A 12,429-nucleotide genomic window follows, 5' to 3' on the forward strand; every position below is an offset into this window, starting at 1 on the left:
GAACATCTCATGAGCTGGCGAAAACATTTTAATAAGTGAAAAGAACATTATACGCATTAATATTTACGTCAACAATTACGTCCTTTTTGGGGTGTTCTACCCAGGAACCTGCGGAACAGGTTGCTTCAGGTGGTAAGGGGCCTAAAAATGACAAGATAGAAAAGCTCATTGCTCAAATGACAGTTGATGAGAAGGTAGGACAATTAAATTTCTATGTTGGGGACCTTTTCAATACGGGGCCTACAGTAAGAACAACTGAATCAGACAAGTTTAATGATTTGATCAAACAAGGTGAGCTGACAGGGCTTTTCAATGTGCATGGAGCTGCTTATACCAGGCGTCTGCAGCAAATCGCAGTGGAAGAGTCACGCTTAGGGATTCCGTTGCTTTTTGGTGCAGATGTGATTCATGGGTTTAAGACGGTGTTTCCGATCCCCTTAGCCTCTGCTGCCAGTTGGGATATGCAGGCTATTGAAAAAGCTGAAAGGGTGGCTGCTATTGAATCTACTGCTGCCGGTATTACATTCAATTTCGCACCCATGGTTGACATAAGCCGTGATCCCAGATGGGGAAGGATGGCCGAAGGTGCAGGTGAAGATCCGTACCTTGGCTCTCAGGTGGCTATGGCCAGGGTTCGAGGGTTCCAGGGGGAGTCTCTTTCAGAGGCCAAAACAATGGCTGCCTGTGTTAAACATTTTGCCGCTTATGGTGCGCCCGAAGGCGGCCGCGACTACAATACGGTAGACATGTCGGAAAGGTCGCTGCGCGAAACCTATCTACCTCCCTACAAAGCTGGTATTGATGCAGGTGCGGCCACAATCATGACCTCTTTTAATGAATTAAATGGTGTACCCGCTTCTGGTAATGAGTTTTTGCTACGTGATATCCTGAGAGGAGAATGGGGTTTTAAGGGTATGGTAGTGTCCGATTGGCAGTCTATCAATGAAATGGTAGCACATGGTAATGTTGAAAATATTGCAGAAGCTGCATCCATGGCCTTAAAAGCCGGAGTAGATATGGATATGATGGGGGATGCCTATCTTGAAGAGATACCCCGATTAATAGAAGAAGGAAAGTTTGAGGAAAAACATCTGGATGAAGCAGTCAGGAATGTACTCAAGCTAAAGTTTGATCTTGGACTTTTCGATGACCCATACAGGTATAGTGATACCGCCAGAGAGTCGCAGGAGATCAGGGCAAAACAACATTTGGATGTTGCCCGAGACGTAGCCAAAAGATCTATTGTATTACTTAAAAATGAAGATCACTTGCTTCCGTTAAATAAAGAGACAGGCACCATAGCTGTTATTGGTCCCCTGGCAAATAATCAAGCAGATATGAACGGTACATGGTCATTTTTTGGTGAAGCGCAGCATCCAGTCACTTTTTTGCAAGGTATCAAAAATGTCGCAAGTCCAAATACAGAAGTGGTATATGAAGAAGGCTGTGATCTTTATGATGATAGTAAAGATAAAATAGCTCGTGCTGTATCAGCGGCTCGTTCTGCTGATGTCGTAATTATGGCAGTTGGAGAAAGTGCAGTTATGAATGGAGAAGCAGGTTCACGTTCAAATATTCAGCTTCCCGGGATACAACTAGACCTAATGAAGGCAGTTGTAGCAACAGGGAAGCCAGTGGTAGCCGTGGTGATGAGTGGCCGTGCGCTGGACTTAAGCTGGCTGGATGAAAATGTAGCATCTATCCTTGAAGTGTGGACCTTGGGATCGGAATCAGGCCATGCTATTGCCGATGTCCTTTTTGGTGATTATAACCCTGCGGGTAAGTTACCGGTCACATTTCCCCGCAATGTAGGGCAAGTACCAATTTATTATAACCATAAAAATACAGGGAGACCTTATGATGGAGATTACTCTGAGCCTAAAAGTGAGCGAGTTTATAAATCCAAATATAGAGATGTGCAAAACACTCCATTGTACCCCTTTGGGCATGGCTTAAGCTATTCTACTTTCGAATATTCAGATATCAGGTTAAGTGCAGATACTATTGGTTTTGACCAAACATTAAAAGCTTCTGTAAAAGTTACCAATAAGGGGCCATACGATGGAGAGGAAGTGGTTCAGCTATACGTTCGGGACCTGGTGGGCAGCGTGACAAGGCCGGTAAAAGAATTGAAAGGTTTTACGAAGGTGATGATTAAGAACGGAGAGACAAAAGAGGTTGAGTTTGAAATTACTTCAGATGACCTAGCCTTCTATACTATTGATATGACTCATAAAGCAGAGCCAGGAGCTTTTCACTTGTTTATAGGATCGAGTTCAGAGCGAGTAAAGCAGACCGGATTTTATCTGAAAAATTAAGCTATGAAGAATCTGATATTAACTGTGTTACTGCTGAGTCTGTCAATATTGGCTGAGTCGCAGGAACGGCGATTGGTTTGGAGCGATGAGTTTAATTATGAAGGAGTACCTGATTCTACCAAATGGGGTTTCGAGTTAGGGGATGGTTGTCCTCATGTTTGTGGTTGGGGTAATAATGAATTGCAATATTATATCGATAGTCCCAATAATGTAAGGGTCGCTGACGGACGATTAATTATTGAAGCCCATGCTGTAGAAGGTAAACCTTATAAGTATACTTCTTCCAAAGTAGTAAGTACCGGCAAGGGCGATTGGCAGTATGGTTATATTGAAATCCGTGCGAAACTACCTCATGGTAAGGGCACATGGCCGGCCATTTGGATGCTTCCTACGTTGGAGAGGTCGCTCGACTGGCCTATGGATGGTGAAATAGACATTATGGAGCATGTTGGGTATAACCAGGGGATGGTATATGGAACAATTCATACCAAAAAATACAACCACCGTATAGGGACTCAAAAGTCTGACAGTATTTACATTAAAAGCCTGCATAAGGATTTTCATACCTATGCTATTGACTGGGGGCCTGAGTATATTAGTTGGTTTGTAGATGGTGAAAAATATTATACCATCGAGAATGATGGAGAGGGGAAAGAGGCGTGGCCTTTTGATCAACAGTTCCATATTATATTTAACCTGGCAGTAGGTGGAGACTGGGGAGGGAAATATGGAATAGATGAAAAAATATGGCCTCAAAGACTGGAAATTGATTATATTCGGGTTTATGAAGCGAATTATGCGACACAAAAAAAACTCATCAACCACAGATGAGTACACATTTAATCAACTTCATATTCCTCTCAAAAATTATTGCAAACGTTTGAAATCAACTAACCAAAAGAAACATTATTAGCATGAATGAAATCGAAAGTACGGGAAACTCCAAAAGGTTTATTCTCGGAATTACTGTAGTGGCTACCCTGGGTGGCCTTTTGTTTGGATACGATACCGGAGTGATCGGAGGTTCACAACTTTATTTTACAGAGTATTTTTCTTTTACAGAAGGAGAGCAGGGGTGGGCAGTGAGCAGTGCCTTGTATGGGTGTCTTGTTGGTGCTCTTATGGCAGGCTTTTTAAGCTCAAAATTCAGCCGTAAATACTCATTAATTTTTTCAGGGTTCCTGTTTGCAGTTTCTGCATGGGGTTCTGGTGTTCCTGAGTCACTTACTGTGTTATCGATCTTTAGAATTATTGGTGGAATAGGTGTAGGTATCGCTTCCATGACAGCCCCAATGTATATTGCGGAGGTGGCCCCACCCAAAGAACGGGGAAAGCTTGTTTCCTATTACCAGTTGGCCATTGTTATTGGCTTTTTTGTCGTGTTTTTGGCAACATACTTTATCGGAGGGGGTGATAACTCTGTACTTAGCCCGGGAGAACTTGAAGCATTGCATGATTATAATGTTAAAACAGGATGGAGGGTTATGTTCTGGTCTGAATTGATACCAGCACTTGCCTTTTTTATTTTGTTATTCTTTGTTCCTCATTCTCCTCGTTGGCTGATGATGAAGGGTAGAGAAGAAGAAGCTAAGAAAGTTCTTGCCAAAGTTACCACCTCTTCAAGCGAGGCGGAACGTGAGTATCGTGAGATCAAGGAATCTCTGCACAAGGAAACCCAGGTAGAGAAGGTATCCGTATTCTCCAAGAGCATGCGGGTAGTGCTTATTATCGGTATAACCCTTTCTATTCTTCAGCAAGTCACTGGTATTAATGCTATTCTTTATTATGGTGCCGAGATATTTAGCAATGCTTTGGGATATGGACCTGAGGATGCTCTGAAGCAGCAGATCCTTCTGGGGGGAGTGAACCTGCTGTTTACATTTGTAGCTATTTATCAGGTTGATAAATGGGGTAGAAAGCCTCTATTGATTATGGGGACAATTGGTATGTTCCTGGGGATCGGAACTTTAGGTGTATCTATCTATCTGAATCAATTGGGCTTAGTATCTCTTATTGGTATGCTGACTTTTATTGGGTCTTTTGCGCTTTCTATGGGGCCTGTTACCTGGGTCTTATTGTCAGAGATATTCCCTAACAAGGTTAGAAGTGCAGCTATGTCTATCGCGGTTGCGGCGCAATGGTTGTTTAATGCTATTGTGGCTAATACATTTCCAGTTATTAACGGTAGTGGTTTGAATGAAGAAGTGTTTAATGGAGCTTTACCATACTTTATCTTTGCAACTCTTTGTATAGTTACTATATTATTTACCTGGAAAATGATTCCGGAAACTAAAGGAAAAACATTGGAGGAAATGGATGGCCTATGGATGGTGGATGCGGATCCTGTAGATTCCATAGTGGTAGAAGAGGAGTTCATGTCCTAATTAATTATGGTTATTAACCGTTAGGAGAAATCTTGTTTATGAAATGCCGGGATTTCTCCTAACTTTAAACGGACCTAAAATAACCAGTATGAAAAAAGTCATTTTATTCCTGTCTGCTTTATTGATGTGCCTTTCATCTATGGCACAATCTCCTGATCTGGAGAAAGTAAAGGCGACCGTTAAAACAGAAGATATTAAATCCCATATTTTTTATTTGGCTTCTGATGAGCTAAAAGGCCGAGAGGTAGGGACACCCGGAATTGATAAAGCTGCTGAATATATAGCCGCTGAGTTTAAAAAGCATGGTGTTAAACCGGTTCCAGGGGCAGATAACGGCTACTTTCAGGAAGTAGTGTTGAAGCAGACTTCACTACCGGGTAAGGTGAAGGTCTCAGTTGAGGAAGAGAACTTTGCTAATCAGCAAATAGCTATTTTCCATGGGGAGAATATTGAAAAGGATGCTCGTGCTATTTACCTTAACTACGGTATGTCCGATGACTACGAAGGGGTAGAAGTCAAAGGGAAGATCATATTAGCTAAGGCCGGAGCACCTGACCAGGTGGATCAGGGAAGCCTGTTTAAACTTTCGTTGCAAAAGCGCGGCCTGGCTCAGGCAGCTGGAGCTGTTGCTCTCATAGAAATTCATGATTATGATGAGCAATATTGGAACTCTGTGAAAGGGTATCTTAGCCACAATAAGATGGCGTTGATGGATAAGAAGGAACCCGCAGGAGGCCCTGTACATCTTTGGGTAAATACAGATAAGGACATTTTTCAGAATAAAAGGAAAGGAGAAGAGCTGTCAACCAAACTGCTAATTAAAGGCATTAATAACGATAGGTTAATGTCTCGTAATGTAGTAGGGATCGTTGAAGGTACCGATCCGGAACTCAAAAATGAATATATAATTTATTCAGCACATTATGATCATGTAGGGGTTGGCAAACCTAATGCGGAAATGGATTCAATATATAATGGTGCCCGTGATAATGCGGTGGGTGTTGTTACCGTTTTAAGCGCTGCTGAAAATATAGCCAAATATCCAACTAAAAGATCTGCACTGTTTATATTATTTACAGCAGAAGAGAAGGGGCTTTTGGGTAGTAAATGGTATGTAGATCATCCGTTGGTACCACTTGAGCAATCAGTCTATTGTTTCAATAGCGACAATGCTTCTTATAACGATACCACAAAAGCAACTATAGTGGGGTTGGAACGAACCACCGCTGCTCAGAACATTAAGGATGCATGTGCCGAAGCAGGACTCAAAGCTATAGATGACCCTGCCCCCGAGCAGAATCTTTTTGATCGCTCCGATAACGTTCATTTTGCTGCCAAAGGGATTCCTGCACCAACCTTTAGTCTGGGGTTCACTTCTTTTGATGCTGAGTTGTTTAAGTACTACCATCAGGTAACAGATAACCCGGAGACTCTGGACTATGATTACTTGTTGAAGTTTTTTAGAGCCTATGTGCTTTCTTGCAGAAGAATAGCCAATGATGGAAATACTCCAGTGTGGGTTGAGGGGGATAAGTATTATGAGGCAGGGCAGAACCTATACAAAGAGCAGTAGCCTATATCCTGTTGTCAGTCAATTAAAATCAGTAACCAGCAAATGAATATAGAAGAGTTTAAAAAACATGGCCATGCCATGGTCGATTGGATTGCATCCTACTATGAAAATGTCCGTGATTACCCTGTAAAGTCGCAGGTAAAACCAGGGGAAGTATTTGAACAAATAGCAGATAAAGCGCCGGAAAGAGGGGAGTCGATGGACCATATCTTTGAAGATTTTAGGGAGATAATCATGCCAGGTATTACGCATTGGCAAAGTCCTAACTTCTATGCCTATTTTCCTGCTAATACAAGCTTCCCTTCATTACTTGGAGATATGTTAGCTTCAGCTTTGGGCTCCCAGTGCATGATATGGGACACATCTCCCGCGGCAGCAGAGCTGGAAGAGAAAGTAATGGTCTGGCTTAGAGATATGCTTGGCTTGCCTTCCTCATTTAGTGGGGTGATCCAGGATACGGCATCAACTGCTACACTTTGCGCATTAATTACTGCAAGAGAAAAACTTTCTAATTATCAACCAAATAGCGATGGGCTTTTTAATTTCAGCCCCATGAGGGTTTATTGCTCAACAGAGGTACACTCTTCCGTTGAAAAGGCAGTGAAGATCATGGGTATGGGGAAGAGTAATCTCGTGAAGATTGGTGTAGATGAAAAAATGTCTTTAAACCCGAAGTTATTAAAGCAGGCTATTGAAGAGGACATTAAAAAAGGGTATCAGCCTTTGGCAGTGGTTGCTGCCATTGGAAGTACAGGAACCGCTGCAATTGACCCACTTTCTGATATGGCTGAAGTGTGTGAGCAATATGGTGTATGGTTACATGTTGATGCAGCATATGCAGGCTCAGCGTTGATACTTGAAGAGTATCGTTGGATGATTGAAGGCATAGAAAAGGCGGATAGCTTTGTATTTAATCCTCACAAATGGCTTATGACTAACTTTGATTGTTCAGCTTACTTTGTAAAGGATGAACAGGCTTTGATTAAAACATTTAGTATTCTCCCTGAATACCTTAAAACCAATACTACCGGTACAGTTAAGGATTATCGTGATTGGGGTATCCAATTAGGTAGACGGTTTAGGAGTTTGAAGCTATGGTTTGTTATTAGAAGCTTTGGTGTAGAGGGAATAAAAAGTGTATTAAGAAACCATATTAGAATCGCTGAGAATCTTTCTGCAAAAATCAGGGAACATAGTGATTTTGAGGAACTATCAACCTCTTTAAATCTTGTTTGCTTTCGGTATAAGCCAGAAGGAGTAACCGGAATTGATGAATTAAACAGGATTAATAAACAGCTAATTGATTTGTTGAATGAATCAGGAAAAATGTACTTGACACATACTAAAATTGGGGATAATATGGTTTTGAGGTTGGTGGCGGGGCAAACCAATGTTACAGAAGAGGATGTGTTGTCTTCGTGGAGTACAATCCAGGAAATTGCAGCGAAAATCAAGAGCAAAACTATTTAAAAATTTATTAGGTACTTTATTAAGTAGGAGCCATCAAGTATCTGATGGCTTTGTCATTTTATGGAGACCTATTTAGGTTTCTGAGCCAAAATTTATGTCTTGCACTTGTTTGAGGCCTTTATATTCACATTTTCTTCTATTTTTGGGGCACAAGGAATTAAAAAGAGAAAGAAAAATGAAAAAAGTATTAGGAGTGGCTTCGGTTTGCCTTTTAATGGCAGCTTGTAGCGGAAATCAAAATCAACAGAATGAACAAGAACAACCACAACCACAAGAGGAAGTAGCTGTTGCAGAAGAGTTAGTCGTGGCTGGCAACTACGGAGAAGAGATTCATGAAGAAGGTGCCATCTCAGCAGAAGAATTGTTAACCAAAATGGAGGGTGTTGATTCAATGCAAGTTAAAGTTACCAGTGAGATATTGGCGACTTGCAAAATGAAGGGCTGCTGGATGAATGTAGAAGTCCCTGGCGAGGATAAGATGAGAGTAACATTCAAAGATTATGGATTTTTTGTTCCTAAAGAAGGAGCGGAAGGAAAAACCGTAGTTATGGAAGGTTATGCCAAGAAAGTGACTACTGATGTGGAAACACTTAAGCATTTTGCAAAGGATGCCGGTAAGTCAGCAGAAGAAATTGCAGCCATCACTGAACCTAAAGATGAGATTACTTTTGTGGCGTCAGGGGTAATTATTAAGGACGCAGAATAAGTTTAAAACCATACAGTTTTAAGTATAATGAAGATTTTCCCAACCCAATACTCAACCTTATCATCTTCTGCATTAAACGACTTTGTGAAGGAGCACTATGGGTTGGGAGAAACTTCCTGCAACTTCCTGTTGAGAGGTGTTAGTGATACCTATTTGATTAGCAATAAACAGGAAAAATTTATTCTTAAAATTTATAGAGGAGCACACCGTACTCTCGAAGAGATAAATGGAGAGGTTGAATTGCTCAATGTGCTTAAAGGTAAAGATGCCAAAGTGTCTTACCCCTTGAAGGACTTATATGGCAGGCAAATTCAGGAGTTTGTGGCAGCCGAGGGTATACGATATGGTGTATTATTTTCATTTGCCCCTGGAAAGGTATACTATGATTTTACTGATGAACAACTTAAAATCATAGGTAAGGAAATAGCTTATAATCATAATATTACGTCTGGGCTGGACCTTGAATATAACCGAAAGGTTTACAATGTAGAGACTACCGTACATAAACCTCTTAAAGTTTTAAAACCGGCTTTTGAAAACTTCACGGAAGGATACGATTATTTGAATGGTATTTCTGAAAAAGTAATACGAAAACTGGAAGGGTTCGATACTAAATCGTTTGGCTATGGATATTGCCACTATGACTATCTACCTAAGAATTTTCATTTTGATGAGGGGAATAATCTTACAGTTTTTGATTATGACTTTTGTGGGAAGGGCTATCTTGTCAATGACCTCATGACCTTTCAGGTTCATTACTTCTTCCACATTGTGATGAAAGGGATGGACAAAAAAGAGGCAGACACTGCATTTCGAACTGCAGTTACGGGTTATAGAGAGTTAAGATATATATCAGAGGAGGAGCTTGAAGCTATCCCTTACCTGGGTATTATGTTCTGGAATTTCTACCTTGCTTTTCAATATGAAAACTTTGATGATTTCTCTAATACTTACTTTGGTATGGCTCACCTCCAAAAATGGATAGGTTGGATGAAGGACTGGGAAAATTTTTACTGCAAGTTTTAAAGGAAAATAAACTAGTTGCCTTCTAAAACAGACTAATTAGTCGAAACATTACGAGTAATATTTCTGCACCCGTTTCTTCTGTGTAAGATCAATGAATAATGCTCCACTAGCTGCACCAAAACCACCAATTAAACCGCCAATAAAACCAGTTATTAAAATGAGTGTGGTGTTAGGTATCCCCATAAAAACCTGTGCTACCCGGTTGGTTAGTCGAGATGATGTTTCCTCATCAATGCCGTAGGCCAAAAATGACCATAAAGCAAATACTGCTAAAAATCCTGCCATAAAGGAAGCGGTGGGTTTTAATTTAAAAAGAACTGCGACTACAAAAGCGACCGCAGTCAAAGACCAGAAAGGGAGGTATTGCCCTGTAATGTAACATAGTACAGCAATTAATATGGTTTGTATGATGAATTTCATTATTCGGTTGGTTTCAATATTTGGTTGAATAGTATTTTTTCCTGGTTATCGCCCTCTGCGGCCATGAAAAGCAAGGGAATGTATTCTCCATCACGCCACTGGTCAATCATATTGTCGTACCATATGCTACCAGGGTTTCCGGACTGCCCACCAGGGTAAATGCCCCAGGCTTTTGGAGGGGAGCTCATTTCTACAATAAACCTTTCGGATGGACCATGATTACGTTTGGTAGAATTAATGGCATCTGCCACACCATTGACTTGCACATTGTACCGGCTAAACCCAGCCAAACTACCACCTAAATCTGCAAGGTGTCGTATGAATGTGCCTTTGTAATTGCCCCAGGTATAATCCATCTGGTTATTTTCTTTCCATATTTCCAGGTTGGTTAAGGATTGTTTAAACGAGGTGTTGATAAGGTAAGTCAGTGATTCCTTTTGACCGGTAGAGTCCACATCAATGAATTTATATTGAGGGTAGTTTTTAATGATGTATGTAGTGGTATAATCATTCGGGGCGTCAAGGGCAAAATCACTTGTATAGAATTCATCCCAGATAGAGGCATTCAACTGATGCCACCAGGCCTGAAAATAACTTGGAGCCTTTAGCTCAACCAAGTAATTATAATCCCATTTTTTTAATGTATTTACAACATCTTTTTCCTCTTTGCTCAAACCTTCCATAGATAAAGAATCAAGCATTAGAGGAAGTGTTTCCTGTGGGAGTAAGCTATAGCTGTTGGATTGCATTTCCATCATATCCTGTACGGTTATGCTGTCCATTGATGTAAGTAACTGATTGATACTCCTATTTCTGTAGTATTCATAAGATGCATCATAAACCCAATAAGGATAAAGACTATCCACGGAGTGTTGATTGGCAGAGCTTACGAAGCCTCTTTCCGGGTTAAATTGATAGGGATTTTGCGTCTTTGGTATGAGCGCCTGCCATTCATTTTTTGGCTCACTTCCATCCATTAGGAATTTACCCTGCTCTTTCCATTTTGCAGTGAATTGGCCTTGCACCCTTAAAGCGATATCTCCATTTGTTGAGGCGAATACAATATTTTGGGGAGGGGCATCCCAGTTTTCAATAGCCTCCAGATAGTCCTTATAGTTACTACTTCTGTTAAGTTCTAGCAAAGCTTTTTGAACCAGGGAAGGTTGATGTCCAATCCAGTGTAGAGCATAGTTTTTTTGATTATCCTCATCACCAAAACTCTTATCGTAGACTACAGGTCCATGATGTGTGAAGGTAATAGTATCATAAAAAGGATCTTTTCCTCGTACATAGATGGTTTCAATGTGTTTTTCAGTATTTTTCCATTGGTCATCGTGCCAATATTGATTTGCACTGTCATCTTTAAATTTTATCTTGTACCAATCCCTGAGATCCCGCGGAGCATTTGTAAAACCCCAGGAAATGGAATCATTAAAGCCGATGGTGATTCCCGCAGCCCCGGTAAAAGTGAACCCATAAACATTAACATCAGGCGCATGTAATTGTAGCATGATCCAAAGGGAGGGAAGATTTAACCCAAGGTGAGTATCATTGGCAAGAATAGCATTTCCACTAGCTGTTTTAGTGCCTGATACTGCCCAGTTGTTACTTCCATTGTCTGGGTCAGGTTTAGGTAAAGAAGTCTTGATTTTATCAGAAGGCAGTGCCGTCAACGGCGCTTCCGTCTCCATGGGTTGAAAAGGCCATGAAGCACTTATATCTGTAGGAATAACCGGATCTATACCAGGTAAATGTTCAGGAAACAGGAAATCAAATGTTTCTTTACCAAAAAGTCGTAGTGCATTAGTGTTTTCCAAATCATCGTCGTAGCCCGTAAGGTTATTGATCATGTATTCCAGTATAAGGGCTGACTTTAGAGGCGTCCACTCTTCAGGCTCATAGCCCAAAAGTTTGTATTCAATAGGTAGGTCCTTGTAGGTTAGTGACTGGATATATTGATTTACACCGTTAGCATAAGCCTCTATACTTTCATTTGTTACTTCGTCAGCAAGCATGGCTTCGTAAGTAGCTTTCGCCCCCAAAAGCATACCTTTTCTCCTTTGCATCCGGTCAAAGTTTACACCATTTTCTCCTATGATCTCAGAAACTCTGCCTGCTGCAGCATGGGTTTGGAATTCCATTTGCCATAATCTGTGCTGAGCAATAATATAACCCTGAGCTACATATAGATCATGATTGTTGTTGGCAAAAATGTGAGGAACACCATTTTTGTCATACTTGACAGCTACAGGTTCATTTAATCCAGTCAATTCTACCTGAGATTGGTATGGAAAACTATCCCGTTCAGCATTTTGCCAGAAGCCATGATTAGGGTCGAGAAATTTGCCTAAAGGAGGTATTGGAGTACCTTGAACAACTAAACGGTTATTGAAAGTATAGGTTAGTAAAACTGTTATGCAGACAACTATTAAAAATTTGAATAACTTCATGAATGTCAGTATAGTTTTATGCGTTCATGTAAAGCGTGATTGTTATTAAAATTACTGATCCATTAAAGTAATTATAAATCAT

General features: G+C 40.7%; 9 protein-coding genes. 7 read left to right on the forward strand and 2 right to left on the reverse strand.

Annotation, left to right across the window (positions count from 1 at the left end; translation table 11 throughout):
• Positions 1 to 35: 35 nt before the first annotated feature.
• The 7 genes from JMN32_RS00355 to JMN32_RS00385 all read left to right on the forward strand — a co-directional run bounded on the left by JMN32_RS00355 (position 36) and on the right by JMN32_RS00385 (position 9,477).
• Positions 36 to 2,318 (forward strand): glycoside hydrolase family 3 N-terminal domain-containing protein, encoded by a 2,283-nt coding sequence (locus JMN32_RS00355; RefSeq protein WP_317191740.1) that lies wholly within the window; start codon positions 36 to 38, stop codon positions 2,316 to 2,318.
• A gap of 3 nt (positions 2,319 to 2,321) precedes the next feature.
• Positions 2,322 to 3,149, forward strand: coding sequence for a glycoside hydrolase family 16 protein (locus JMN32_RS00360; protein WP_202854283.1), 828 nt, complete (start codon positions 2,322 to 2,324; stop codon positions 3,147 to 3,149).
• 83 nt (positions 3,150 to 3,232) lie between these two features.
• Positions 3,233 to 4,702 (forward strand): sugar porter family MFS transporter, encoded by a 1,470-nt coding sequence (locus tag JMN32_RS00365; RefSeq protein WP_202854284.1) that lies wholly within the window; start codon positions 3,233 to 3,235, stop codon positions 4,700 to 4,702.
• 88 nt (positions 4,703 to 4,790) lie between these two features.
• Complete coding sequence (locus JMN32_RS00370) at positions 4,791 to 6,275, forward strand: M28 family peptidase (protein ID WP_202854285.1); 1,485 nt, start codon at positions 4,791 to 4,793, stop codon at positions 6,273 to 6,275.
• 42 nt (positions 6,276 to 6,317) lie between these two features.
• Positions 6,318 to 7,745 carry a pyridoxal phosphate-dependent decarboxylase family protein gene (locus tag JMN32_RS00375; protein WP_202854286.1) on the forward strand — a complete coding sequence of 476 codons (1,428 nt, stop codon included), beginning with the start codon at positions 6,318 to 6,320 and terminating at the stop codon, positions 7,743 to 7,745.
• Positions 7,746 to 7,920: 175 nt separating this feature from the next.
• The gene (locus tag JMN32_RS00380) at positions 7,921 to 8,451 is read left to right on the forward strand and encodes a DUF4920 domain-containing protein (protein ID WP_238354289.1); all 531 of its coding nucleotides are present in this window, start codon (positions 7,921 to 7,923) and stop codon (positions 8,449 to 8,451) included.
• A 27-nt stretch (positions 8,452 to 8,478) separates the two neighbouring features.
• Positions 8,479 to 9,477, forward strand: coding sequence for a phosphotransferase enzyme family protein (locus JMN32_RS00385; protein ID WP_202854287.1), 999 nt, complete (start codon positions 8,479 to 8,481; stop codon positions 9,475 to 9,477).
• A 48-nt stretch (positions 9,478 to 9,525) separates the two neighbouring features.
• Here JMN32_RS00385 and JMN32_RS00390 read toward each other — a convergent pair whose 3' ends face one another.
• Both JMN32_RS00390 and JMN32_RS00395 read right to left on the reverse strand, forming a co-directional pair.
• Positions 9,526 to 9,897, reverse strand: a complete 372-nt coding sequence (locus tag JMN32_RS00390) for a hypothetical protein (protein ID WP_202854288.1) — start codon at positions 9,895 to 9,897, stop codon at positions 9,526 to 9,528.
• A complete protein-coding gene (locus JMN32_RS00395) occupies positions 9,897 to 12,347 on the reverse strand; it encodes a penicillin acylase family protein (RefSeq protein WP_202854289.1) in 2,451 nt (816 codons plus the stop codon). The genes JMN32_RS00390 and JMN32_RS00395 overlap by 1 nt, the downstream gene beginning before the upstream one ends.
• Positions 12,348 to 12,429 lie beyond the last annotated feature (82 nt).

Source organism: Fulvivirga marina (assembly GCF_016775155.1).
GTDB lineage: Bacteria > Bacteroidota > Bacteroidia > Cytophagales > Cyclobacteriaceae > Fulvivirga > Fulvivirga marina.